A 24,634-nucleotide genomic window follows, 5' to 3' on the forward strand; every position below is an offset into this window, starting at 1 on the left:
GCTTACTCGCCGAGGGCGTCGAGCCGGGACTGTTCGTCCAGTTCGATGGCCGACTGGATCACCGGTTCGAGATCGCCGTTCATGACCTGGTCCAGGTTGTAGGCCTTGTACCCGGTGCGGTGGTCCGCGATCCGGTTTTCCGGGTAGTTGTAGGTGCGGATGCGCTCGGAGCGGTCCATGGTGCGGATCTGCGACTTTCGCTGGGCCGAGTTCTCGGCGTCGATCAGTTCCTGCTGGTGGGCCAGGATGCGGGCGCGGAGCACGCGCATGCCGGCTTCACGGTTCTGCAGCTGCGATTTCTCGTTCTGCATGGCCACGACGATGCCGGTGGGAAGGTGGGTGATGCGGACCGCCGAGTCGGTGGTGTTGACGGACTGGCCGCCGGGGCCCGAGGATCGGTAGACGTCGATCTTGAGGTCATTCTGGTTGATCTCGAGTTCCTCGGGCTCGTCCACCTCGGGCAGCACCAGCACGCCGGCGGCCGAGGTGTGGATGCGGCCCTGGGATTCAGTGACCGGCACGCGCTGCACGCGGTGGACCCCGCCTTCGAACTTGAGCCGGGCGTACACGCCCTCGGCGGGGTCGTTCGAGCTGCCCTTGACGGCCATCTGGACGTCTTTGTAGCCGCCCAGGTCCGATTCGGTCGCCGAGATGATCTCGGTCTTCCAGCCACGGGATTCCGCGTAGCGGCTGTACATCCGCAGGAGGTCCGCGGCGAACAGCGCAGCCTCGTCGCCGCCTTCGCCGCCCTTGACCTCAAGGATCACGTTGCGGGCGTCGTCCGGGTCCCGCGGGATGAGCAGCCGGCGCAGCTTGGCCGCGGCCGCCTCCAGCGAAGCCTCCAGTTCAGGTACTTCCGCGGCGAATTCGGGGTCCTCGTCCGCCATTTCCTTGGCCGCGGCCAGGTCATCGCGAAGGCCTTCCCAACGGTGGTACGCCTCGACGATGCCGTTCAACTGCGCAGACCGCCGCCCCAGCTTCCGCGCCAGCTTCTGGTCAGCATAGACAGCAGGATCGCCCAGCTGGGCCTGGATGGAATCATGCTCATCCAACAGTCCCTGTACGGACTCAAACATTTTCAAAACCTTTCGTTCTGCACCTATTTTATTCAGGCGCAAAATCGGGCGCCACGGTGAGCGAGCCCCGTAAGTGCCGCGCGGATGTTCCGCCCCGGGAGTGGCATCGGGCCTGTCGAAGCGTTGCAGCCGACGTACGCAGTACGTCAGCTGCAACGCGAAGGGGCGGGGGCGGAACATCCGCGCGGCACCCACCGCACGAACGCACCGGCGCCCGCCCCTAGCTCAGCTACTTGTCGTTATCGGACTTCGCACCAAGCGTCGTCTTCTGCACCTGCATGAGGAACTCGACGTTGCTCTGGGTCTCCCGGATCTTGTTGGTCAGCAGCTCCAGGCTCTGCTGCGTTTCGAGCCCGGACAGGACACGGCGCAGCTTCCACATGATCTTGACTTCCTCGGCGGAGAGCAGGTTTTCCTCACGGCGTGTACCGGACGCGTTGACGTCCACGGCCGGGAAGATGCGCTTGTCAGCCAGCTGGCGGGACAGGCGCAGTTCCATGTTGCCGGTGCCCTTGAACTCTTCGAAGATGACCTCGTCCATCTTGGAGCCGGTCTCGACGAGCGCGGTGGCCAGGATGGTCAGTGAGCCGCCGTTTTCGATGTTGCGGGCCGCACCGAAGAAGCGCTTCGGCGGGTACAGCGCCGCGGAGTCCACACCGCCGGAGAGGATGCGTCCGGAGGCCGGGGCCGCCAGGTTGTATGCACGGCCCAGGCGGGTCATGGAATCCAGGAGCACCACGACGTCCATGCCCATCTCGACAAGGCGCTTGGCGCGCTCGATCGAGAGTTCGGCCACGGTGGTGTGGTCGTCGGCCGGACGGTCGAAGGTGGAGGCGATGACCTCACCCTTGACGGTGCGCTGCATGTCCGTGACTTCTTCGGGACGTTCGTCAACGAGCACCATCATGAGGTGGACCTCAGGGTTGTTGGTGGTGATGGCGTTAGCGATGGACTGCAGGATGAGCGTCTTGCCGGCCTTCGGCGGCGAAACGATCAGGCCGCGCTGGCCCTTGCCGATCGGGGCGACGAGGTCGATGACGCGCGGGCCGATCTTCTTGGGGTCGGTCTCGAGGCGCAGGCGCTCGGACGGGTACAGCGGGACGAGCTTCGCGAATTCGACGCGGTCCTTGAGTTCCTCGGGGGTCTTGCCGTTGACCGAGGTGACGCGGACCAGGGCGTTGAACTTCTGGCGGGCGGACTGCTGGCTGCGGTCCTCGCCTTCGCGCGGGGCACGGATGGCACCAACGACGGCGTCGCCCTTGCGCAGGTTGTACTTCTTCACCTGGGCGAGCGAGACGTAGACGTCGTTCGGGCCCGGCAGGTAGCCCGACGTGCGGATGAACGCGTAGTTCTCGAGGACGTCGAGGATACCGGCGACCGGCAGGAGGACGTCGTCCTCGGTGACCTCAACGTCGTCGACGTCCGGTCCCTGCGCACGTCCGCGCCGGCGGTCGTTGCGGTCGCGGAAGCGGTCGTTGCGGGAGGAGTTGTCGCGGTTGTCCTGCTGGCCGCGGTCGTTGCGGTCGCGGCGGTTGCGGCGGTTCCGGCGGCTTCCGCCGTCAGAATCGTCACTGTCGCGGGTGGTGTCGCGGGTGTTCTCCCGGGTGCGCGTGGTGTCGCGGCGCTGGCCGTCCTCGCTGCCCTGCTCGCGCTGTTCAGTGCGCTGTTCGCGCTGTTCCCGCTGTTCAGTGCGCTGTTCAGCTGCGGGCTGTTCGGTCTGGGCCTCCCCGGCATTCTGGCCGGCCTCGGCGGCCTGCGCTGCGGCCTCGCCGCGGCGGCGGTTGCGGGTGCGCGGCTGCCGCGTGCGGTCACTGCCTTCGGTCGCGGAAGCGCCGGTGCCGGCTTCGGCAGGGCGGCTTTCAGCGGCGGTTTCGGCGGAGACCGCCGGGGCCTCGGCCGGAGCGGCGGCGGGTGCCTCTGCGGCGGCCGTCGTGACGACGCCGTCGCTGCCTGCGCGGCGGCTGCGTCCGCGGCGGGCCCGGGGGCTTTCCGGAGCCGCGGCTTCCTGGGGCGCGCTTTCCTGGGCTTCGGCGGGCGCGGCGGCGGGGGCGGCTGCCCGGGAAACGGTCCCGTTGTCGGTCGCCTTGTCGGCAGCGCGGGCCGGAGCCTTGCTGACCGGAGTGCCAGCACGGTGGGCGGAAATGGCCGTAACCAGATCACCCTTGCGCATGCGCGAACCGCCCGAGATCCCCAGCTGGCTGGCGAGGGCCTGGAGCTGGGCGAGCTTGAGGCCTGCAAGGCCGCTGCTCTTGGCGGGTGCTGCCGTTGATTCGGCAGCAGAAGATGTGTCCACAGCCGGAGACAGCTCAGTGGTTTCGGTCACGAAGGATCCTTCCCCCTCGACGGCGTCCAGGCTAAGAGCTGGACGCGGTGATTTGATCTGGGCTGCAGTTCAGATCTGCAGCCGGGATTTCGGCCTTGCCGGATGGATTTCGGCCAGCAGGGCCGGATACTGCTTCACCATGCACGATCCGGGAAATAAGGAACGGCGGGCTGACGTATCAGGGGGCAGCACAATTCTGCTGATTCCTGCGTCAGACCGAAAGCAGGTGGCACCGGAAAGTATTGCGCAGTGAAAGATGAGGGAGGCTACATGGCCAACATCGCGGTCGTACAACGGTGAAAGACTTACCGACTAGATGTACCGCCTGCGTATTTACCGCCGGTGCACTTCCACTTTAGCACCTTCGACGTCCACGGCCAGCTTCAGCACACGCCAGCCCACTTCCGGCGTGTTGGCCGCCGTGTAGGTGCCGATGAAGTCCACAATCCCGGCGGCTTCCGCTTCCCCGTTGGCCAGGACCAGCACGGTGGGGCCGGCTCCGGAAACGACGGCGGCGTGCCCGGCCCGCCGCAGCGCGGCGATCAGCCCGGCGCTGGGCCGCATGGCCTCGGCACGGTAGCTCTGGTGCAGGTAGTCCTCGGTGCCGGCCAGAAGGAACTCGGGGTTGGCGGTCAGCGCGTGGATCAGCAGGGCGGCGCGGCCGGAGTTCATGGCCGCGGCATGGTGCCCCACCGACGCCGGCAGCAGCGCCCGGGCCGCTTCCGTGGAGAGCTCGTAGTCCGGAACGGCGACCACCGGGATCACTGAGGGGGCCACGGTCGCGCACGTGCTGCTGTACTGGTCACTGTCCTGCCACGACAGCGCCAGACCGCCGAAAATCGCGGGAGCGACGTTGTCCGGGTGGCCTTCCATTTCGCTCGTCAGCTGCAGGATCCACTCCCGTCCGCGCCGGGATTCCGCCGGGACCAGCGCGTTCGCGGCGCTGACGGCTGCCACGACGGCCGAGGCCGAGGACCCCAGGCCGCGTCCGTGCGGGTTGACGTTGTCCGCCGTGATCCGCAGGCCTTCGTGCCGGTAGCCGAGGCGGTGCAGCGCCTCGGTGAGGGCCTTGACCACCAGGTGCGTCGCGTCGCGGGGCAGCGACTCCGCCCCCTCGCCGCTGAGCTCGAATTCAAGTTCGCCGCTGGTCAGGGTTTCCACGGTGAGCGTGTCGTGGAGAGTGAGCGCGAGGCCGAGGCTGTCATACCCGGGGCCCAGGTTGGCGCTCGTAGCCGGGACGCGCACGGTGACCACCTGGCCCGCCGGAACGGCCGGCGAGCCGGCAGCTGATTCGGCCGGGACGGTGAGCGTGGTTTCCAAGGCTATTTTTCTTCCAGTCCCAGGGCCGCGGCGACGGTGACGACGTCGTTGGAGACCTTGACCGGCTGCACGTCGCTGCCGTCCTCGGTGCGCAGGGCCCACTGCGGGTCCTTGAGGCCGTGACCGGTCACGGTGATCACGATCGTCTTGCCGGCGGGCACCTGCCCGGCCGCGTGCTTCTTGATCAGGCCCGCGACGCCGGCGGCGGAGCCCGGCTCCACGAAGACGCCTTCCCGGGAGGAAAGCCAGCGGTGCGCGGAGAGGATTTCCTCGTCCGTGACGGCCTCGATCACGCCGCCGGATTCGTCCCGGGCCGCCACGGCGGTATCCCAGGAGGCGGGGTTGCCGATCCGGATGGCGGTGGCGATGGTGTCCGGCTCGGTGATGGGGTGGCCGGCCACGAACGGGGCGGCGCCGGCGGCCTGGAAGCCCCACATGACGGGCGTCTTCGTGGCCACGGCGGGCAGCGTGCCTGCGGCGGGCGACTCATACGCCGAGGCGTATTCCTTGTAGCCCTTCCAGTAGGCGCTGATGTTGCCGGCGTTGCCGACCGGCAGCACGTGGAAGTCGGGGGCGTCGCCGAGGAAGTCGACCACCTCGAACGCGCCGGTCTTCTGGCCCTCGATGCGGGCGGGGTTGACCGAGTTGACCAGGAACACCGGGTAGGACTCCCCGAGCTTGCGGGCGATGTCGAGGCAGTCGTCGAAGTTGCCATCGACCTGCAGCAAGGTGGCGCCGTGGGCGATCGCCTGGCTGAGTTTGCCCATCGAGATCTTGCCCTCCGGGACCAGCACGGCGCACTGCAGCCCGGCCGCCGTGGCGTAGGCGGCCGCCGAGGCGGAGGTGTTGCCGGTGGACGCGCAGACCACGGCTTTGGCGCCGGCGGCCACCGCTGCCGTCATGGCCATGGTCATGCCGCGGTCCTTGAACGAGCCGGTCGGGTTCATGCCCTCGACCTTGAGGTAGACGGTGCTGCCGGTCAGCTCGGAGAGGTGGCGGGCGTGCACGAGCGGGGTGCCGCCCTCGCCCAGGGTAATGACCTTAGTGGCTTCCGTGACAGGAAGACGATCAGCGTATTCGCGGATGACACCGCGCCATTGGTGAGCCACTTAGACCCCTTCTACCCGCAGTACGGATGTGACGGAATTGATGACGTCCAGGCCCTTCACGGCCTCGACGGTTGCTGCAAGTGCGGCTTCGCGTGCACGGTGTGTCACGATCCGCAGCTCGGCCGACTCCACGTTGGACTCGGCGTCGCGGTGGATGGTCTGCCGCATGATCTCGATGGACACGCCGTGCTCGGCGAAGAGCTGGGCGATCCTGGCCAGGACGCCGGGCTGGTCCGCGACGTCGAGGCCGATGTAGTAGCTCGTGATGGATGCGTCGATGGGCAGCGCGGGCACGTGCCCCGTGGTGGTCTCGGTCCGGCCGGGGCCGCCCAGGACAACGCGCCGGGCTGCGGAAACGAGGTCGCCCAGCACGGCGGACGCGGTCGGGGTGCCGCCGGCGCCCTGGCCGTAGAACATAAGCTCCCCGGCGTTCTCGGCCTCGATGAAGACGGCGTTGAACGCACCGCGGACGGCGGCGAGGGGGTGTTCGCGGGGCAGGAGCGTGGGATGCACGCGGACAGAGACGCCGGTTTTTCCGTCCTCATCCGTCAGCTTCTCCGCGATGGCCAGAAGCTTGATGACGAAGCCGGCCTCCTTCGCCGCGGCGATATCCGCGGCGCTGACGGCCGTGATGCCTTCGCACGAGACGTCTTCCAGGGCGAACCGGGTGTGGAAGGACAGGGAGGCCAGGATCGCGGCCTTGGCGGCGGCGTCGTACCCTTCGATATCGGCCGTGGGATCGGCTTCCGCGTAGCCCAGGCGCTGGGCCTCGGCCAGGGCGTCGGCGAACTGCGCGCCGGTGGAGTCCATCTGGTCGAGGATGTAGTTGGTGGTGCCGTTGACGATTCCGAGCACGCGGGTGATGCGGTCGCCGGACAGGCTGTCGCGGATGGGCCGCAGGATCGGGATGGCACCGGCGACGGCGGCCTCGTAGGACAGCTGCACGCCGGCCTTGTCGGCTTCCTCATACAGTGTGGGACCGTCCTGGGCCAGGAGTGCCTTGTTGCCGCTGACAACGCAGGCGCCGTTGCGCATGGCCGTGAGGATCAGGGTGCGGGCCGGTTCGATCCCGCCCATGAGCTCGATCACGACGTCGGCGTCTTTGACGAGGGTGTCGGCGTCGGTGGTAAACAGCTCGCGCGGCAGCTCGACATCGCGTTCGGCGTCAACGTTGCGCACCGCGATGCCGCTCAGTTCGAGGCGGGCACCCGTGCGTGCGGCGAGGGCGCCGGCGTCGTCAATGAGAATCCGCGCAACCTGGGCCCCAACGTTGCCACAGCCCAGCAGGGCCACTTTCAGGGTTCGCAATTCGGTCATTCAGACTCCCATGTCGCGGTTGAGCAGATCTTCTTCGGTTTCCCCGCGGACAATGAGCCGGGCAGATCCGTCGCTGACAGCGACAACGCCCGGCCGGGCCAGATAGTTGTAGTTGCTTGACAGGGCCCAGCAGTAGGCGCCGGTCCCCGGTACAGCAAGCAGATCACCGGCTGCCACGTCCTCGGGCAGATATACATCTCTAACAACTATGTCGCCGCTCTCGCAATGTTTGCCCACTACTCGGGACAGCTGCGGCGCCGCGTCGGAGCTCCGGGAGGCGAGAATTGCCGAATAATCCGCGTCATAAAGCACCGGGCGGGGGTTATCGCTCATCCCGCCATCCACCGACACATACCGGCGGGGGTACGTAACGTCGCCGCCGGGGTTCCCGCCTTCCGCGGCGGCCGGGGCGTCCACCCGGACGGTCTTGAGCGTGCCGACCTCGTACAGCGTGAAGGTGGTGCTGCCGACGATCGCGCGGCCGGGCTCAATCGAGATCCGCGGGGCGGAAATTCCCAGCGCCTCGCACTTGGAACGGACGACGGCGGCCATCGCCTGCGCGATTTCGGCGGCCGGGCGGGGGGTGTCAACGGGCGTGTAGGCGATCCCGTAGCCGCCTCCGAGGTCCAGTTCGGGCAGCACGATGGAATACTTGGACTGCATCGCGGCCAGGAAATCCAGGAGCTTCTCGGCGGCGAGGGCGAAGCCGTCGGGTTCGAAGATCTGCGAGCCGATGTGGCAGTGCAGGCCCAGCAGTTCGATGCTCGCGTGCCCGGTGGCGGCGGCCACGGCCTCCTCGGCGGCGGAGAGCCCGGCCTGTTCGGTGGAGTCCGCGGCCATGGAGAGGCCGAACTTCTGGTCCTCGTGGGCCGTGGCGATGAATTCGTGGGTGTGGGCATGCACGCCCGGGGTCAGCCGGAGCATCACCTTGGCGGTGTCGCCCCGGTTGGCGGCGATTGCGGCGACGCGCTCGAGCTCATCGAGGCTGTCCACGACGATCCGGCCCAGCTGCATGTCCAGCGCCCGGTGGATTTCGCCGTCGGACTTGTTGTTGCCGTGCAGCGCGACGTCGGCGCCGGGGATGCCGGCCCGGGCGGCGACGGCGAGTTCGCCGCCGGATGCGGTGTCCAGGCGCAGCCCCTCTTCTTCGACCCAGCGGACCACGGAAGTGCACAGGAAGGACTTGCCGGCGTAGTAGACGTCCACTCCCCCGCAGATGTCCGCGAAGGCGTCGTTGAAGGCGTCGCTGAACGCCCGGGCCCTGGCCCGGAAGTCGGTCTCGCTCAGCACGAACAGCGGTGTGCCGTACTGTCGCTGCAGTTCACTGACGGTGATGCCCTCAATGGTGAGCTCGCCGGCGTCGTTCCTTTCGACACCGCCGGCCCACAGCGGTTCGTGGAGGGCGTTGAGGTCTTCGGGGACCTCGAGCCAGGCCGGCGCGAGCGGGGACTGTGCTGACTTAGCGTTCATGGCGGTTACATCCGTTCCGGCGCCGAGACGCCCAGCAGTTCCAGTCCGTTGGCCAGTACCTGGCTGGTGGCGTCGTTGAGCCACAGCCGGGTCCGGTTGGTGTCGGTGACGGGTTCCTCGCCCTGGGGCGCAACCCGGCAGGCGTCGTACCAGCGGTGGTAGGCGCCGGCAATGACTTCCAGGTGGCGGGCCACGCGGTGCGGCTCGCGCAGTTCGGCGGCTTTGGCCACCACGGAGGGGTAGCTGCCCAGGTGTGAAAGCAGCTCGTTTTCGGTGGCGTGGTCCAGCAGTGCCGCCTCGAAGCGGTCCTCACCGTCCACGCGGCGCTCGACGCCGGCGGCCACGGCGTTGCGGGCGGCGCCGCGGGAGCGGGCGTGCGCGTACTGGACGTAGAACACCGGGTTTTCGTTGCTGTGCTTCTTCAGCAGCTCGGGGTCCAGGGTCAGCGGCGAGTCGGCGGGGAACCGGGCGAGCGAGTAGCGCACAGCGTCCTTGCCGAGCCAGTCGATGAGGTCCTTGAGCTCGATGATGTTGCCGGCGCGCTTGGACAACTTGGCGCCGTTGACCGAGACCAGCTGGCCGATCAGGACCTCGATGTTGACCTCGGGATCGTCGCCGGCGGCCGCGGCAATGGCCTTGAGCCGGTTGATGTAGCCGTGGTGGTCGGCGCCGAGGAGGTAGATCTTCTCGGTGAAGCCGCGGTCCTTCTTGGACAGGTAGTAGGCGGCGTCGGCCGCGAAGTAGGTCGGTTCGCCGTTGGCGCGGACCATCACGCGGTCCTTGTCGTCACCGAAGTCGGTGGTGCGCAGCCACACGGCGCCGCCGTCGTCAAAGACGTGGCCCTGCTCGCGGAGGCGGGCGACGGCATCCTCGATAGCGCCGGCGTCGTGAAGCTCCTGCTCGGAGAAGAAGACATCGAAGTCGACGCCGAACGCGGCCAGCGTCTGCTTGATGTCGTGCATCTGCGCCTTGTACGCGGCTCCCCGGATCACCGGCAGGGCCGCGACCTCGGTGAGTTCACGGATCCCGGGGTGCTCGCTGAGCACCTCGTGGCCGAGGTCGGCGATGTACTGGCCCGGGTAGCCGCCCTCGGGCACGTCCCGGCCGTGCAGCCGCGCGTACACGGAGTTGGCGAAGACGTTCATCTGGGAGCCGGCGTCGTTGATGTAGTACTCAGCGGTGACGTCGGCGCCGGAGGCCCTCAGGACGCGGGCGATCGCGTCGCCAAGGGCGGCCCAGCGGGTGTGGCCGATGTGCAACGGGCCGGTGGGGTTGGCCGAGACGAACTCCATGTTCACGACATGGCCGGCGAGCGCGGTGTTGGTGCCGTAGTCCGCTCCCGCCTCGACGATGACCTTGGCCAGGGCGCCGGCGGCAGCGGCGTCCACCGTAATGTTCAGGAAGCCCGGGCCGGCGATGTCCACGGCAGACACACCGTCGATCATTTTCAGCCGGTCGCTGAGGACGGACGCGAACTGCCGCGGGTTGGTCCCGGCGGTCTTGGCCAGCTGGAGGGCGACGTTGGTGGCCCAGTCTCCGTGGTCCCTGTTCTTGGGGCGCTCGACGCGCACCTCTTCCGGGAGGTCGGCAGCGGAAAGGGCGATGTCACCAGCCGCGACGGCGTCCTTCAGGCAGGCGGAAATGGCGAGGGAGAGTTCTTCTGGGGTCACGCTTCTAGCCTACCGGTGGGCCCGAGGTGTGGCGGAATCTGGCGCCCGGCATGACGGGCGGCCCCTGACCGTCAAGCACCCGGGGCGGTCTATCCTGCAACCCCGGTTAACCCGGATTTTCCTTTGGGGGCCACCTTCCTGCTAAGCTCTAGGACGTCCCGCCGGTAAGGCAGGATCCCTGACTGCCCTCGTAGCTCAGGGGATAGAGCGTCTGCCTCCGGAGCAGAAGGTCGTAGGTTCGAATCCTATCGAGGGCACAGAAAAGACCCCGCCACTTCAAGGAAGTGGCGGGGTCTTCTGCATTGGATCTGCCTATTGTCTGTGCCCGCTCGTAGGCTGTCTTCATCGGTGGCGGGCGACCCTGCACGCCCCGGAACGTGAAGGGGTCTCACATGCACCGTTCCGTTGATCACTTTTCAGGTGTTCACTGCTCCATCGTTCCGCCCTACCTCCTGCGCCGCATAGCCGCCCAGCAGGACCCCGGGTTCTCCGGTGCGGCGGAGGCTGCCCGCAAGGCGCTGCTGCACACCAAGGGCTTCCAGGCGGCCCGCGCCGAGCCCGTCCCGCTCGCAGCCCCGGGCATGCGGAGCCTCAAGCCCGGGACGCCGGACCGTACCATTTATGACGCCCGCTCCCTGGAACAGCTGCCGGGGAGCCTGGTCCGCAAAGAGGGCACCCCGCCCACCGGCGATCCGGCGGCGGACGAGGCATATGACGGGTTGGGCGACACCCACCGGCTCTACGCGGACGCCTTTGGCCGCGACTCCATCGACGGGCAGGGCCTGCCCCTCGAGGCCACGGTCCACTACGGGAAACGCTATGACAACGCGTTTTGGGATGGCCGGCAGATGGTGTTCGGCGACGGCGACGGTGAGGTCTTCGGCCGGTTCACGAAGTCCCTGAGCGTGATCGGGCACGAGCTCGCCCACGGCGTCACGCAGTATTCCGGGGGCCTGAACTACCGCAACCAGGCCGGCGCCCTCAACGAATCGTTGTCCGACGTCTTCGGTGCCCTCGTGGAACAGTACGCGAAAGAGCAGTCCACCGCGGAGGCAAGCTGGCTGATCGGCGAAGGCCTCTTCACCGAGCAGGTCCAGGGAACGGCGCTGCGGTCGATGAAGGCACCGGGCACCGCGTACGACGACGACGTCCTCGGCAAGGATCCGCAGCCGGACTCGATGGACGGCTACGTGCACACGAGCGCGGACAACGGCGGGGTGCACATCAATTCCGGCATCCCCAACCGTGCCTTCTGCCTCGTCGCCACGGCCCTCGGCGGCAATGCGTGGGATGCCCCCGCACAGATCTGGTACGACACCCTGACCGGCGGCACCCTCAAACCAAACGCCACGTTCGGTGCCTTCGCCAGGGCCACCGCGGCCTCCGCCACAGAGCTCTTCGGCGCCGGGTCCCCGGCGCATGACGCCGTCCGGGCTGCGTGGGACACTGTGAAAGTGAAGCTGTAACCCAACGCCGTGAGGTTGGCACGCTCATGAAAATCGCACGCCTGTGAAAATAACTGTCCAGCGCAGCGGCGGCGTGGCCGGAATGAAACGGACCTGGACCGTTCAGCCGGAGCCGCCGGAGGACACCGAGCGGTGGCAACCGCTCATTGAAGCGTGCCCGTGGGACGACGTCGCCGGGACCGGCCGGGGCGGCCAGCCTGACAGGTTCATGTACAGCATCCGGGCCGGTCAGCGCCGGGCGGTACTGCCGGAGCGTGAAGTGACAGGACCGTGGCGCGACCTCATCGACTGTGCCAGGGCCGCGGCGGAGCAGGAACTGCCGCCCGACACGTTGTCGCCGGGGTAGCCGGGTTCCTAGGCCGTGGCCAGGTGGCCACGGAACGTGCGCCGGTAGGACTGCGGGCTGGTGTCGAGGGCTTTGACAAAGTGGTGCCGCAACAGAACCGAATGCCCGAAGCCGGATTCGCGTGCGACTTCGTCAATGTTCAGCTCTGTCGTCTCCAGCAGTTCCTGGGCGCGCAGCACCCGCTGGGAGTTCAGCCACGCTGCCGGCGTGGCCCCCGTTTCCGAGCGGAAGCGCCGGGCAAACGTCCGCGGCGACATGTGCACCCGGGCCGCCAGTTCGTTGACCGGGTGTTCCTCATCCAGATGCCGGACCATCCACTGCAGCAGCTGTTCCATGGGCTCCGATCCGCACCGCGGAATGGGCCGGTCGATGTACTGGGCCTGGCCGCCGTCGCGGTGCGGCGGGACCACCATGTCCCGGGCAATACCGGCGGCCACCTTGGCGCCGAACTCAACCCGGATCAGGTGCAGGCAGGCATCGATCCCCGCTGCGGTCCCGGCGCTCGTGATGATCCGGTCGTCCTCCACATAAAGGACGTTTTCGTCCACCTGGACGGCGGGGTAACGGCTGGCGAGTTCCTGGGAGTAGTGCCAGTGCGTGGTGCAGCGGCGTCCGTCGAGCAGCCCCGCCCGGGCCAGGGCGAAGGCGCCGGAACAGATCGACATCACCCAGGCGCCGCGGGCATGCGCGGCCCGCAACGCGTCCAGGACGGATTCCGGAACGTCCTCGTCCCGGCCGTACGGCGCCATCACCACCAGGTCCGCGTCCGCAGCCGCGTCCAGCCCGAATTCCACGTGCATGGACAGGCCGGATTTGAGCGGGACGTCGCCCGGCTCCGGGGTGCAGACCCGGAAATCAAACGAAGGCACGCCGCTTCCGCGCTCCGAACGGTCAATGCCGAAGACCTCGAAGGCTGTGGCGAACTCGAAGATCGAGAAGTTGGGGACGACGATCATGGCCACTGATTTGATCATGATTACAGTGTGGCAGAAATTTTACCTTTTTGGGCATTTCTGCCACTTCTTTTCAATGTTGGCCGGGAGAACCATGGAGGTATGGAACTCCTCGGAATCGCCCTCATCATCCTGGTCATCGGCATTATCACCGCCACGATCTCCGCCCTCCGCAAGGACGGCCTCGGCCACAACCCGCCCGTCCGCTCGGACGAATACTGGATGGCCCGGGACCTGCCCAGCGTCAACTACACCCTGCGGATCTTCTAGGCCGCACCTGCGCACCGGGCCCGACCCCTCCGACCGGGCCCGCACCCTGCGCCGGGACCGTCACGGCCCCGCACCGGCGGACAGTCCGCCCCAGTAGACTGTCTCCAGCCATGACATTGCATATCTCCTACCCTGCCGAGCTGCCCGTCTCCGAGCGCCGCGAAGACCTGATGGCCGCCATCGCCGCCAACCAGGTGACGATCATCGCCGGCGAGACCGGTTCGGGCAAGACCACCCAGATCCCGAAGATGTGCCTGGAACTCGGCCTGGGCGAGAACGGGCTGATCGGCCATACCCAGCCCCGCAGGCTCGCTGCCCGCACTGTCGCCGAGCGCATTGCGGAGGAACTCGGCGTCGGGATCGGCCAGGAAGTGGGCTTCCAGGTCCGGTTCACCGGCGAGGTCAGCCGGTCCACCAAGGTCAAGCTCATGACCGACGGCATCCTGCTGGCAGAAATCCAGCGCGACAAGCTGCTGCGCAAATACAACGCCATCATCATCGACGAGGCCCACGAGCGCAGCCTCAATATCGACTTCATCCTCGGCTACCTCAAGCGCATTCTGCCGCAGCGCCCCGACCTGAAGATCATCATCACCTCGGCCACCATCGATCCGGAGCGCTTCGCGAAGCACTTCGGCTCGGAGGACGAACCCTCCCCCATCATCGAGGTCTCGGGCCGGACCTTCCCGGTGGAAATCCGCTACCGGCCGCTGTCCCAGCCCGCCGGCGGCGCCGGCGCTGGCGCCGAAGATGCAGAAGAGGCGGGGGAAGGCGTGGCCCCGGACGACGAACTCGAGGAGGACCGCGACCCCCTCGACGCCGTGTGCGACGCCGTCGACGAGCTCGCCCTGGAAGCCCCCGGCGATATCCTCATCTTCTTCTCCGGCGAGCGGGAAATCCGTGACGCCGCGGAGGCCCTCAATGCCCGCATCCAGTCCAACCGGCGGCTGGCCGGCACCGAGGTGCTGCCGTTGTTCGCCCGGCTGAGCCTGCAGGAGCAGCACAAGGTCTTCCACCCGGGCGGCAAACGCCGGATCGTGCTGGCCACCAACGTGGCAGAAACCTCGCTCACGGTTCCGGGGATCAAGTACGTGATCGACACCGGCACGGCCCGCATCTCGCGCTATTCGCACCGCACCAAGGTCCAGCGCCTGCCGATCGAGCGAGTCTCACAGGCCTCCGCCAATCAGCGCTCCGGCCGCTGCGGCCGCGTCTCCGACGGCATCGCGATCCGGCTGTACTCGGAAGAGGATTTTCAGTCCCGCCCGCTGTTCACGGACCCGGAAATCCTGCGCACCAACCTCGCCGCCGTCATCCTGCAGATGACGGCCATGGGTGTGGCGCGCGGACCCAAGGATGTGGAGAATTTCCCCTTCGTGGAGCCGCCGGATTCACGGGCCATTAACGACGGCGTCAGCCTCCTGCGCGAGCTCGGCGCCCTGAGCGCGGCGCGCGCGCCCGAACGGAACGGTGCCGGTCAAGAGAACGACGGCGGCGGGCGTCGCGGAGGCCGCCGGCCGGCGGGGGCCGGACGAAACGGCGGCGGGCTGACCGCCGTCGGACAGAAGCTGGCCCAGCTGCCGGTGGACCCGCGCCTTGGCCGCATGATCGTGGAAGCGGGCAAGCGCGGCTGCGTGCGTGAGGTCATGATCCTGGCGGCCGCCCTCACAATCCAGGACCCGCGTGAGCGTCCGACCGACAAGCAGCAGCTCGCGGCGGAGAAGCATGCGCGGTTCCGCGACGAGAACTCGGACTTCACCGGCTACCTGAACCTGTGGAACTACCTGCAGGAGAAGCAGCAGGAGCTGTCCTCCACCGCGTTCCGCCGGCTCTGCCGCACCGAATTCATCAACTACCTCCGGGTCCGTGAGTGGCAGGACCTCTTCGCCCAGCTGCGCCAGCTCGCCCGGCCGCTGGGCATCAGCCTGGACAACAAACGGCTGGCCGATCCCGTGGGCAACCACGACGGCATCCACATCAGCCTGCTCTCGGGCCTGCTGAGCCACATCGGCATCCTCGACGAGCGCAAGCGCGAGTACGCCGGCGCCCGCGGCAGCCGCTTCGCGATTTTCCCGGGCTCGGCGCTGTTCAAGAAGTCGCCCACCTTTGTGATGGCCGCCGAACTGGTGGAAACCAGCAGGCTCTGGGCGCGGGTGGCCGCGAAGTTCGATCCGTTGTGGGTTGAGCAGGTGGCGCCGGACCTGGTCAAGCGCAGCTACAGTGAACCGCACTGGTCCAAGAAGATGGGCTCGGTGATGGCCCACGAGAAGGTCACCCTCTACGGCGTGCCCATCATCCCGAACCGCCGCGTCAACTACGGGAACGTGGACCCGGAGCTGTCCCGCGAGCTCTTCATCCGCCACGCCCTGGTGGAGGGCGACTGGCAGACGCACCACAAGTTCTTCCACCGCAACCGCGCCCTGCTCCAGGAGGTTGAGGAGCTTGAGGCCCGGATGCGGCGCCGCGACATCCTGGTCGATGACGAGACCCTCTTCGAGTTTTATGACGCACGGATCGGACAGGAGGTCGTCTCCGAGCGGCACTTCGACAAGTGGTGGAAGGACGCCCGGCAGCAGGACCCGACGCTGCTGGACTTCGAGAAATCCCTGCTGATCAGCGAGGACGCCGCGGCGCTGGACGATTCGGCCTACCCGAAGACCCTGCTGCACAAGGGTTTCGAACTGCCGCTGAGCTACGAGTTCCACCCGGTTGCGCCGGGATCGCCGCCGAACCCGTCCGACGGCGTCACCGCCGAGGTGCCCGTCCTGTTCCTGAACCAGCTCGACGACGCCGCGTTCCGCTGGCTCATCCCCGGGCAGCGCGTGGAACTGGTGACGGCGCTCATCAAGTCACTGCCCAAACAGGTCCGCAAGAACTTCGTTCCCGCGCCCGACGTCGCCCGGCAGGCGGTGGCGGCACTGGACGCCGACTTCGATCCCGCCACGGACGAGCTTGAGCCGTCGCTCGAACTGGTGCTGCGCCGGATCCGCGGACAGGTCATCCCGCCGGGGTCCTGGAACTGGGACGCGGTGCCCGCCCATCTTCGCGTCAGCTTCCGCGTGGTGGATTCGCGCGGCAAGGTGCTGGATGAAGGCAAGGACCTCGCCGCACTGCAGGAACGCCTGGCCCCCGCCACCCGCCGGGCCGTCGCGGAATCCCTCGGTGCGACGCCGGGCACCACAGCACCAAAGGCGGCCGGCAAGGCCCCGGCCGGCAAGTCCGCCGGTTCCGCCCGGACGGTTGCCCCGCCGTCGGCGGCTCCGTCGACTGCAGGACCGGCAGCCCCGGGCGGGTTCACCGAACTGTCCGGGCTCAAGGACTGGACCTTCGGAACCCTGGCGCAGCAGGTCCAGGGCAGCGTCGGCGGGCACACCGTCACCGGCTACCCGGCCCTGGTGGATGAGGGAAGTTCGGTGGCGCTGCGGCTGTTCCAGACCGCATCCGAGCAGCAGGAGGCCATGCGCGCCGGCGTCATCCGGCTCCTGGCCCTGAAGGTTCCGCCGCCGGACCGCTATGTTCTGGAGCACCTGAACAACACGGAGAAGCTGGCGTTCAGCCAGAACCCGCACGGCTCCGTGTCCGCGCTGATCGCCGACTGTTCCCTGGCCGCGATCGACAAGCTCACGCCGGCCGGGCTGCCGTGGGACGAGGCGTCGTTCAAAGCACTCTACGAAATCGTCCGGGCGGAGCTGATCGACACCGTCTTTACCGTCACCGCCGTCGTCGAACGCGTCCTGGCCAGCACCCGCCGGATCGAAAAGCAGCTGAAGGGCACAACGAGCCTGGCACTGATCAGCGCGCTCAACGACATCCGGAGCCAGCTGGAGCAGCTGGTCTACCCGGGCTTTGTGGCACGCACGGGCTACGCCCAGCTCAGCCAGCTGCCGCGCTACCTCGCCGCGATTGAAAAGCGGCTCGAAAAGCTGCCCGGCAATGTCCAGCGGGATGCCCAGCACATGGCTGCGGTCCAGGCGCTCGAGGACGACTACGACGACGCCGTCTCAGCACTGCTGCCCGGCCGGCGGGCCGGCGCGGAGTTAACCCACGTGCGCTGGATGATTGAAGAACTCCGGGTGAGCTTCTTCGCCGTCGAACTCGGCACCGCCTATTCCGTCTCTGAGAAGCGGATCAGGGCGGCGCTGAACAAGGTGCTGGCGCCGGCGTAGCGGATCTAGGCGGCCGGGACGTGCTCCGCGTGGCCCGCCTTCCGCAGGCCCTCGCGGAGTTTCTCCGCGTTGGCGTCCAGGCGGGCCGGATCCGGGTGCTGGTCCACCGAGCCGAAATCGAAGTCCGCCATCGAGTTCGACGGCCACACGTGCACATGCATGTGGTTGATTTCGTAGCCGGCCACGATCAGGCCGGCCCGGGCGGCGTCGAACACGTCCACCTGGACGGCACCGATCTTGCGGGCGACGTCCATGACCCGGCCGAGAACCTCGGGAGTAGCGTCGGTCCAGCGGTCCACTTCCTCGGTGGGCACCACGAGGGTGTGGCCGTCGGCCAGCGGGCCCACGGTCAGGAACGCCACGACGTCGTCCTCGCGCCAGACGAAGCGGCCGGGGATCTCGCCGTTGATGATTTTCGTGAAGAGAGTGCTCATGCGTCCGCCTTTTCTGCCGGGGACCCCAGGGTGCTGGCGTCCAGGACAAAACGGTACTTTACATCGCCGGCCACCATGCGGTCGTACGCTTCGTTGAGCTGGTCCGCCGTGACCACTTCGACGTCGGACACCACGCCGTGTTCGGCGCAGAAGTCCAGCATCTCCTGGGTTTCCGCGATCCCGCCGATGAGTGAACCGGCGTAGGCGATCCGGCGCCGGATCAGTGCGCCGGGGTTGACCGGAGGCATCGCTTCCGAGGGCAGTCCCAGCTGGAACAGCGCCCCGTCCAGGCGCAGCGTGCGGAAGTACGGGTTGAGGTCGTGCGGCGCGGCGACGGTGTCGATGATGACGTCGATGCTCCGGTTCGCGGCCTCCATCGCGGCCGGGTCCGTGGAGAGGATGACGTCGTCGGCGCCCAGTTCGCGGGCAGCGGCGAACTTCTTTTCCGACGTCGTGAAGACCTTCACCTCGGCCCCCATGGCCTTGGCGATCTTCACGGCCATGTGGCCGAGGCCGCCAAGTCCGACAACGCCGACGACGTCGCCTTCCTCGACCTCGAAGTGGTTCAAGGGCGAATAGGTGGTGATGCCGGCGCAGAGCAGGGGCGCCGCGGCGGCGGGGTCCAGGCTTTCCGGGACGCGCAGGACGTAGTTGCGGTCCACGACGATCGAGGTGGCGTACCCGCCTTGGGTGATGGCGCCGCCGTTGCGGGCGTCCCTGGCCCCGTACGTTCCCACCATGCCGTTCTCGCAGTACTGCTCGAGCCCGTCCAGGCAGCTCTCGCATTCGCGGCAGGAATCCACCATGCAGCCCACGCCCACGCGCTCCCCCACCGTGAAATCGTCGACGGCGGAACCCACCCGGGTGACCCGGCCGACGATCTCGTGGCCCGGGATCAGCGGGTACGTGTCGCCGCCCCATTCGCCGCGGGTGGCGTGCACGTCCGAGTGGCAGAGGCCGCAGAACTCGATGGCGATCTCGACGTCGTCCTCCTTGGGCGCCCGGCGGGAGACCGTCAGCGGGACAAGCCCGCTATCCGGCGCGGTGGCGCCGTACGCGGCGGCCAGGGTGGGGCCGGCGGTGTTGGCGGACTTGGCGGCGCCCCCGTCCTCGACGTCGGGAAGCGGCTTGGCAAAGGGCGGCGGTACGGGGCGTCCTGGAGTCATGATCCCGACGCTACCCCCGTGACCGGTTCCCATGCCACTTGGACCTGTGGCCCCCCGCACGCCGGGGCCTCGTGGTCCCCGCAACACCGCCCCGTTCCCGGTGCCCGGCGGGGACACCCTTGCGGGGCCCGCCGCCCCGCGGGACATGCTCAGTGGTGAACTCAAGGAGTGGGCATATGCCCCAAGTGTCCAGTGTTCAGAGCAAGCACTGGACATGCTCCTGGTCCGGAGCCACGTCCGGGGCGCATGTCCAGCGGCAGAGCCCACGACGGAGCATTCCCAGTGGTTCCGACGAGGCCGAGGAAGCATGTCCAGCCGCGGGGTCCACGGCGGAGCATGTCCCTTGCCTGAACCCAGACTCGGGGAGCATGTCCAGTGCTGCGGACGAGCCCGAGGGGGCATGCCCAGCCGGGGAGGCCAAGACGGAGCATGTCCCTTGCCTTAGCCCAGACTCGGGGAGCATGTCCAGCGGTGAACCTAGGAGACGCTGCCCGTGGACCTTCCGGCCGCAGTTTCAACGTCCTCGCCGTACGGTGCCTCGCCGGTGACAACGTCACGCGCGGCATCATGGCACCACTCGGAGAACGAACCGGGATACAGGGCAGCGGCAAAGCCGGCAATCTCAAGGGCGGCAATTTCGTGGGCGGCCGTCACGCCGGAGCCGCAGTACACGGCGGTCGGGACGTCGGACCGGTAGCCGAGCCGCTCGAAGCGCTCCCGCAGCTCCGCCGGGCCCAGAAAGCGGCCGTCAGCCTGCAGATTGCCGGTGGTGGGGGCACTGACGGCACCGGGAATGTGGCCCGCGCGGGGATCCACGGGCTCGACTTCCCCGCGGTACCGCTCCCCCGCCCGGGCGTCGAGCAAAAGCCCGTACCGGCTCCAGGACGCGGCCTGCCCGGCGTCGATCGCGGGCATGGCGCCGGCAGACAGCGTGACATTGCCTGCTGGGGGCTGCTCGGCCCCGGCGGCCAGGCCGAACCCTGCCTCACGCCAGGCGGCCAGGCCGCCGTCGAGCAGCTGAACCGGACCGAAGCCGGCGTCGCGCAGCATCCACCAGACCCGGGCGGCGGCCATGTTGCCGCTGTCGTCATACGCCACGACGGCGTCGCCGTCGCTGATGCCCCAGCGGCGAGCGCACTCCTGGAACTGCTCCGCCGGAGGCAGGGGATGCCGTCCGCGCCCCGGTTCCGCGGGTCCGGCGAGTTCGGTGGCAAGGTCCACGAAGACCGCGCCGGGGATATGTCCGTGCAGATAGTGGTCGTGGCCGTGCGGGTCACCCAGCGTCCAGCGAACATCGAGGAGCACGGTGCGCTGGCCGCTTTCGCGGTCGTCCAGCCGGCTCTTGAGGGCGGCGGCATCGATGAGGGTGTCCATCCGTCCACTCTATCTTCGCGGCCGCAGCACCCCCGGTAGGCTGAAGCAGTGAACACCGCGCACCTGCAGGACCGGGACTGGGCCGACGAGGCCGTCCGCCGGATCAACGCCGAAAACAACCGGTCCGCCGATACCCACCTGTATTCGGTCCCGCTCCCCGACCACTGGGGCGTCCAGCTGTACCTGAAGGACGAATCTACGCACCGCACGGGCAGCCTCAAGCACCGGCTGGCACGGTCGCTGTTCCTGTTCGGCCTTGTCAACGGCTGGATCCGGGAAGGCACCACTATTGTGGAGGCCTCCAGCGGCAGCACCGCCGTGTCCGAAGCCTACTTTGCGCAGCTGCTGGGCCTGCCCTTCATCGCGGTGATGACCCGGACCACCAGCCCGGAGAAGATCGCCCTGATTGAGCAGTTCGGCGGCTCGTGCCATCTGGTGGACCACGCCTCCGAGGTCTACGAGGCAGCCGCCGATCTGGCCGCCAGCACGGGCGGGCACTACATGGACCAGTTCACGTACGCCGAGCGGGCTACGGACTGGCGCGGGAACAACAACATCGCCGAGTCGATCTTCGACCAGTTGGCGCTGGAAGAGCACCCGGTCCCGCGCTGGGTGGTGGTCGGTGCGGGTACCGGCGGGACCAGCGCCACGATCGGCCGCTACCTGCGCTACCACCGCCACGAAACGCGGCTCGCCGTCGTTGATCCGGAAAACTCGGCGTTCTATCCGGGTTGGCGGGACAGCCGGTCCGACGGCGGTTTGGCAGCTGCCGGTGCCGGTACCGGCCTGCCGTCACGCATCGAGGGGATCGGCCGGCCGCGGATGGAGCCGAGTTTTGTCCCGGCGGTTATCGACCACATGATCCAGGTCCCCGACGCAGCGTCCGTCGCGGCCATGCGCCACCTGCGCGAACACGCCGGACTGCACGCCGGGCCGTCCACCGGCACCAACCTCTGGGGCACGTGGCAGCTCATCGCCGCGATGATCGCGGAAGGCCGCCGGGGCAGTATCGTCACGCTGATGTGCGACGCCGGTGACCGTTACGCCGGGAACTACTACAACCCGGAGTGGCTGGCGGCCCAGGGCATCGATCCCGAGCCCCACGAGGCCGCGCTGCGCGGGTTCTTCAAGACCGGCACCTGGCCGGCCTGACGCACCGAGGCGCCTGCGGCTAAACCTCCACTGAGTCTCCGCTGGAGAGGTGCCGGTACTCGCTGCCGTACTTCGCGCCGATCCGGGTCACGTGCCCCTCGATCAGGCCCCGGCCCATGTCGTTCAGGAGCGCATCGTGGATCGGGAACGCGTGCGGGGCGCGGACGCCGATCACAAAGTCCACCACCTCCCCCACTTTGTTCCACGGGGCATGAATCGGGACAAGGAGGGTCTTCACGTCGACGCCGTCGGGAATCGCGAAGGAGTCCCCCGGGTGGTACACGTTGTCATCCACGAGGTAGCCGACATTGGCCACGACCGGAATCTGCGGATGGATGAGCGCATGCTGGCCGCCGAAGGTCCGGACCGAGAAGCCTGCGGTCTCAAAGTCCTCGCCCGCGGCCGCAACGTGGATGCGGCCGCCGGCATCGGGCGCCTTGCTGCGGAGCGTGGCGGCCACGGCTTCCGGGGCGTACAGCTCAAGCGCGGCGCTGCCCAGCAGTGCCCCTGCGACGGCGTCGACATCCACATGGTCCGCGTGCTCGTGCGTGATCAGCACGGCGTCGGCTCCGGCCAGCGCCTGGTCTGTCTCAGAGAATGTTCCCGGGTCAAAGACCAGCACCCGGCTGTCCTTCTCTAGGCGGACACAGGCGTGCGTGAATTTGGTCAGCTTCATCCGGCCAGCCTAGGCAACGGCCGCCACGGTGTCCACGAAGCTCTGCCGGCAGACGTGCACGCTGGTAATCTTGGACATTGCCAGTCCCAGCGGGTCCCACCCGCGAAACCCCAAGCGAAGCGAGTTCCACGATGCCCCAGGGCGCCACCGCCGGCAGCAGCCGGCCCCCCGCCTCGGCACAAGCGGCGCAGGCGGCACCGGTGCAGGGCAAGGAGCAGCGGGTCACCAAACAGCGCCTCGCCGTCAGTGCCGCCCTGGACGATCTCGCGGACTTCGTGAGCACCCAGGAGCTGTACCGCATCCTCCAGGAGCGCGGGACCGCGGTGTCCCTGGCCACCTCGTACCGCATTCTGCAGTCCCTCGCCGACGACGGACTGGTCGATGTCCTGCGCAACGCGGACGGCGAAGCCGTGTACCGGCGCTGCGCCGTCACCGGGCACCACCATCACCTGCTGTGCCGCAACTGCGGCAAGGCGGTGGAAGTCGAAGCCCCCGCAGTGGAGGCCTGGGCGGCGCGGATCGCCAAGGAGCACGGCTTCACCGCGGTGGAGCACACCGTGGAAATTTTCGGGCTGTGCCCCGAGTGCACGGCGTTGCAGGCCGGAAACTAACGCACAACCAGCTCAGGCGGCCGCCGTCGCCCTCGGCACCACCCTGCCGTTGAGTCCGCGCCTGGCCCGGGCTCCGCCGATCACCCGGCAGGCAACGTAGATCAGGAAGGACAGCGTCGTCACGTAGGGGCTGATCGGCAGCCGGCCGCCGAGGGCCAGCAGGATGCCGCCGACCGTCGCGGTCATGGCGAAGACGATGCTCAGGGTGACCACCAGCCGTGGTGAGGACGTGACCCGCATGGCGGCCGCCGCCGGAGTGATCAGCAGGGCCAGGACCAGCAGGGCGCCCACAATCTGGATGGACAGCGCCACGCTGATTCCCAGCAGCACCATGAAGCCAAGGGACAAGGCCCGCACAGGGACGCCGCGGGCGGTGGCGACGTCGGGGTCCACGCTGGCAAAAGTCAGCGGCCGCCAGATGGCGACCAGCGCCAGCATTACGACGACGGCGGCGACCGCCAGGACCTGCAGCTGCACCGTTCCGACGGACACAATCTGCCCGGTGAGCAGGCCGAACTTATTGGCGGCCCGGCCCTCGTACAGCGACAGGAACAGGATGCCCAGGCCCAGCCCGAACGGCATGACGACGCCGATGATCGAGTTCTTGTCCCGGGCACGGACCCCCATGAGGCCCAGCACCAGGGCCGCCAGCACGGACCCCGCCAGCGACCCGACGACGACGTTCGCGCCGATCAGGAGCGCGAACGCCGCGCCGGCAAAGGACAGTTCGGAGATGCCGTGGACCGCGAAGGCCAGGTCACGTTTCATCACGAAGGTGCCCATCAGGCCGCCCAGCAGCCCGAGGACTGCGCCGGCCCAGATCGAGTTCTGCACGAGCACCAGCAGTTCGCCGTAGTTCTCGAAGTTGAAGATTGACTGCAGCAGGTTGCCCAGATCCATCTAGCCCACCTCCCCTGCGACCGAATGGGCGTCGTGGTGGTGGTGCGTCGTGGCATCGGGCAGCCCCACCACAATCAGGCGGCCGTTGGCCTGAATGACCTCAACGTGGCTGCCGTACAAATCGGAGAGCACCTCGGTGGTCATGACCTCTGCTGGAGTGCCCACACGGAACCGTCCGCCGGCCAGGTACAGGACCCGGTCCACGTAGTCCATGATCGGGTTGATCTCATGCGTCACGAACACGACGGCGCTGTCCGCATCACGGCACTGCTTGTTGATCAAGGCGCTGACGGCCTGCTGGTGCTGAAGGTCAAGGGACAGCAGCGGCTCGTCGCACAGGAGAACCTTCGGATCCGTGGCGAGGGCCTGGGCAACGCGCAGGCGCTGCTGCTCACCGCCGGACAGCTGCCCCACCGGGACCCTGGCGTAGTCGGAGGCCCCGACCAGCTCCAGGAGTTCGTCAACCTTGCGGTCTACTTTCCTGCCGCCCAGGCGGATGCCCCAGCGGTGCCCGTCGACGCCGAGGGCCACGAGGTCGCGGGCGCGCAGCGGCGTGTCGGGGTCGAATGACTTCTGCTGCGGCACGTAGCCGATCCTCAGGCTGCCCCGTTCAACGGGCCGTCCGCCGAGCACGGCCGTGCCCGTGCTGAGCTCTTGCAGCCCGAGCAGGACCTTCAGGAAGGTGGTCTTGCCGCTGCCGTTGGGACCGAGCACGGCAAAGAATTCGCCCGGGTTGATATCCAGGTCCAGGCCCTCCCACAGCGTCCGTTGGCCGAACTGCAGGGAAGCGCCACGGAGGCTCACTACCGGTGTCAAATGAGGTTTCCTCGAGTTC

At 68.0% G+C, this 24,634-nt stretch carries 20 protein-coding genes and 1 tRNA gene; 7 read left to right on the plus strand and 14 right to left on the minus strand.

What is annotated here, in order from left to right; genetic code table 11:
* Nucleotides 1–2: 2 nt before the first annotated feature.
* From prfA to argS, 7 genes are all read right to left on the minus strand, one after another.
* Complete coding sequence (gene prfA, locus CFN17_RS18560) at nucleotides 3–1,076, minus strand: peptide chain release factor 1 (RefSeq protein WP_208749151.1); 1,074 nt, start codon at nucleotides 1,074–1,076, stop codon at nucleotides 3–5.
* Nucleotides 1,077–1,305: 229 nt separating this feature from the next.
* Nucleotides 1,306–3,399, minus strand: coding sequence for a transcription termination factor Rho (gene rho, locus CFN17_RS18565; protein WP_208749152.1), 2,094 nt, complete (start codon nucleotides 3,397–3,399; stop codon nucleotides 1,306–1,308).
* A gap of 333 nt (nucleotides 3,400–3,732) precedes the next feature.
* Nucleotides 3,733–4,719: a homoserine kinase gene (gene thrB, locus CFN17_RS18570; protein WP_208749153.1), complete on the minus strand. Its 987-nt coding sequence runs from the start codon at nucleotides 4,717–4,719 to the stop codon at nucleotides 3,733–3,735.
* Nucleotides 4,720–4,721: 2 nt separating this feature from the next.
* Entirely contained in the window at nucleotides 4,722–5,828 is a 1,107-nt protein-coding gene (gene thrC / locus CFN17_RS18575; RefSeq protein ID WP_208749154.1) for a threonine synthase, read from the minus strand.
* On the minus strand, nucleotides 5,829–7,145 hold the full coding sequence (locus CFN17_RS18580; protein ID WP_208749155.1) for a homoserine dehydrogenase: 1,317 nt from the start codon (nucleotides 7,143–7,145) through the stop codon (nucleotides 5,829–5,831).
* Nucleotides 7,146–8,615 carry a diaminopimelate decarboxylase gene (gene lysA / locus CFN17_RS18585; protein ID WP_208749156.1) on the minus strand — a complete coding sequence of 490 codons (1,470 nt, stop codon included), beginning with the start codon at nucleotides 8,613–8,615 and terminating at the stop codon, nucleotides 7,146–7,148.
* A 5-nt stretch (nucleotides 8,616–8,620) separates the two neighbouring features.
* Nucleotides 8,621–10,285 (minus strand): arginine--tRNA ligase, encoded by a 1,665-nt coding sequence (gene argS / locus CFN17_RS18590; RefSeq protein ID WP_208749157.1) that lies wholly within the window; start codon nucleotides 10,283–10,285, stop codon nucleotides 8,621–8,623.
* Between the two features lie 184 nt (nucleotides 10,286–10,469).
* Here argS and CFN17_RS18595 point away from each other — a divergent pair.
* From CFN17_RS18595 to CFN17_RS18605, 3 genes are all read left to right on the plus strand, one after another.
* Nucleotides 10,470–10,542: transfer RNA gene (locus CFN17_RS18595), tRNA-Arg, on the plus strand.
* A gap of 135 nt (nucleotides 10,543–10,677) precedes the next feature.
* Nucleotides 10,678–11,751, plus strand: a complete 1,074-nt coding sequence (locus CFN17_RS18600; protein WP_208749158.1) for a M4 family metallopeptidase — start codon at nucleotides 10,678–10,680, stop codon at nucleotides 11,749–11,751.
* A gap of 43 nt (nucleotides 11,752–11,794) precedes the next feature.
* Nucleotides 11,795–12,097, plus strand: coding sequence for a protealysin inhibitor emfourin (locus CFN17_RS18605; RefSeq protein WP_208749159.1), 303 nt, complete (start codon nucleotides 11,795–11,797; stop codon nucleotides 12,095–12,097).
* 8 nt (nucleotides 12,098–12,105) lie between these two features.
* On the opposite strand, the gene CFN17_RS18610 is transcribed toward CFN17_RS18605, so the two are convergent.
* Complete coding sequence (locus CFN17_RS18610) at nucleotides 12,106–13,071, minus strand: GlxA family transcriptional regulator (protein ID WP_208749160.1); 966 nt, start codon at nucleotides 13,069–13,071, stop codon at nucleotides 12,106–12,108.
* 81 nt (nucleotides 13,072–13,152) lie between these two features.
* Here CFN17_RS18610 and CFN17_RS18615 point away from each other — a divergent pair, with 81 nt between their 5' ends.
* Complete coding sequence (locus CFN17_RS18615; RefSeq protein ID WP_208749161.1) at nucleotides 13,153–13,320, plus strand: hypothetical protein; 168 nt, start codon at nucleotides 13,153–13,155, stop codon at nucleotides 13,318–13,320.
* A 110-nt stretch (nucleotides 13,321–13,430) separates the two neighbouring features.
* Nucleotides 13,431–17,486, plus strand: coding sequence for an ATP-dependent RNA helicase HrpA (gene hrpA, locus CFN17_RS18620; RefSeq protein WP_208749162.1), 4,056 nt, complete (start codon nucleotides 13,431–13,433; stop codon nucleotides 17,484–17,486).
* Nucleotides 17,487–17,491: 5 nt separating this feature from the next.
* Here the strand turns inward: hrpA and CFN17_RS18625 are convergent, their stop codons facing one another.
* From CFN17_RS18625 to CFN17_RS18635, 3 genes are all read right to left on the minus strand, one after another.
* Nucleotides 17,492–17,920 (minus strand): HIT family protein, encoded by a 429-nt coding sequence (locus CFN17_RS18625; RefSeq protein ID WP_208749163.1) that lies wholly within the window; start codon nucleotides 17,918–17,920, stop codon nucleotides 17,492–17,494.
* Nucleotides 17,917–19,086 carry an NAD(P)-dependent alcohol dehydrogenase gene (locus CFN17_RS18630; protein WP_261792269.1) on the minus strand — a complete coding sequence of 390 codons (1,170 nt, stop codon included), beginning with the start codon at nucleotides 19,084–19,086 and terminating at the stop codon, nucleotides 17,917–17,919. Before CFN17_RS18630 ends, CFN17_RS18625 begins: the two co-directional genes overlap by 4 nt.
* Before the next feature lie 477 nt (nucleotides 19,087–19,563).
* Complete coding sequence (locus tag CFN17_RS18635; RefSeq protein ID WP_208749164.1) at nucleotides 19,564–20,460, minus strand: sulfurtransferase; 897 nt, start codon at nucleotides 20,458–20,460, stop codon at nucleotides 19,564–19,566.
* Nucleotides 20,461–20,508: 48 nt separating this feature from the next.
* Between CFN17_RS18635 and CFN17_RS18640 the strand changes: the two genes are divergently transcribed.
* Nucleotides 20,509–21,612: a PLP-dependent cysteine synthase family protein gene (locus CFN17_RS18640; RefSeq protein WP_208749165.1), complete on the plus strand. Its 1,104-nt coding sequence runs from the start codon at nucleotides 20,509–20,511 to the stop codon at nucleotides 21,610–21,612.
* A 19-nt stretch (nucleotides 21,613–21,631) separates the two neighbouring features.
* Here CFN17_RS18640 and CFN17_RS18645 read toward each other — a convergent pair whose 3' ends face one another.
* Nucleotides 21,632–22,288, minus strand: a complete 657-nt coding sequence (locus CFN17_RS18645; protein ID WP_208749166.1) for an MBL fold metallo-hydrolase — start codon at nucleotides 22,286–22,288, stop codon at nucleotides 21,632–21,634.
* Between the two features lie 131 nt (nucleotides 22,289–22,419).
* Here CFN17_RS18645 and CFN17_RS18650 point away from each other — a divergent pair, with 131 nt between their 5' ends.
* Entirely contained in the window at nucleotides 22,420–22,899 is a 480-nt protein-coding gene (locus CFN17_RS18650) for a Fur family transcriptional regulator (RefSeq protein WP_261792491.1), read from the plus strand.
* A 12-nt stretch (nucleotides 22,900–22,911) separates the two neighbouring features.
* Here the strand turns inward: CFN17_RS18650 and CFN17_RS18655 are convergent, their stop codons facing one another.
* Nucleotides 22,912–23,799 carry a metal ABC transporter permease gene (locus CFN17_RS18655; RefSeq protein ID WP_208749167.1) on the minus strand — a complete coding sequence of 296 codons (888 nt, stop codon included), beginning with the start codon at nucleotides 23,797–23,799 and terminating at the stop codon, nucleotides 22,912–22,914.
* Nucleotides 23,800–24,615 (minus strand): metal ABC transporter ATP-binding protein, encoded by an 816-nt coding sequence (locus CFN17_RS18660; protein WP_208749168.1) that lies wholly within the window; start codon nucleotides 24,613–24,615, stop codon nucleotides 23,800–23,802.
* Nucleotides 24,616–24,634: the final 19 nt, after the last annotated feature.

The sequence above is a fragment of the Arthrobacter sp. PM3 genome (assembly GCF_003352915.1).
In the GTDB taxonomy this organism is placed as follows: domain Bacteria; phylum Actinomycetota; class Actinomycetes; order Actinomycetales; family Micrococcaceae; genus Arthrobacter.

Coding starts and splice junctions, on each gene's coding strand:
- prfA (WP_208749151.1), bottom strand. CDS start 1,076: ATGTTTGAGTCCGTACAGGGACTGTTGGATGAGCATGATTCCATCCAG.
- CFN17_RS18580 (WP_208749155.1), bottom strand. CDS start 7,145: ATGACCGAATTGCGAACCCTGAAAGTGGCCCTGCTGGGCTGTGGCAAC.
- lysA (WP_208749156.1), bottom strand. CDS start 8,615: ATGAACGCTAAGTCAGCACAGTCCCCGCTCGCGCCGGCCTGGCTCGAG.
- CFN17_RS18600 (WP_208749158.1), top strand. CDS start 10,678: ATGCACCGTTCCGTTGATCACTTTTCAGGTGTTCACTGCTCCATCGTT.
- CFN17_RS18610 (WP_208749160.1), bottom strand. CDS start 13,071: ATGATCAAATCAGTGGCCATGATCGTCGTCCCCAACTTCTCGATCTTC.
- CFN17_RS18615 (WP_208749161.1), top strand. CDS start 13,153: ATGGAACTCCTCGGAATCGCCCTCATCATCCTGGTCATCGGCATTATC.
- hrpA (WP_208749162.1), top strand. CDS start 13,431: ATGACATTGCATATCTCCTACCCTGCCGAGCTGCCCGTCTCCGAGCGC.
- CFN17_RS18625 (WP_208749163.1), bottom strand. CDS start 17,920: ATGAGCACTCTCTTCACGAAAATCATCAACGGCGAGATCCCCGGCCGC.
- CFN17_RS18630 (WP_261792269.1), bottom strand. CDS start 19,086: ATGACTCCAGGACGCCCCGTACCGCCGCCCTTTGCCAAGCCGCTTCCC.
- CFN17_RS18635 (WP_208749164.1), bottom strand. CDS start 20,460: ATGGACACCCTCATCGATGCCGCCGCCCTCAAGAGCCGGCTGGACGAC.
- CFN17_RS18645 (WP_208749166.1), bottom strand. CDS start 22,288: ATGAAGCTGACCAAATTCACGCACGCCTGTGTCCGCCTAGAGAAGGAC.
- CFN17_RS18650 (WP_261792491.1), top strand. CDS start 22,420: ATGCCCCAGGGCGCCACCGCCGGCAGCAGCCGGCCCCCCGCCTCGGCA.
- CFN17_RS18655 (WP_208749167.1), bottom strand. CDS start 23,799: ATGGATCTGGGCAACCTGCTGCAGTCAATCTTCAACTTCGAGAACTAC.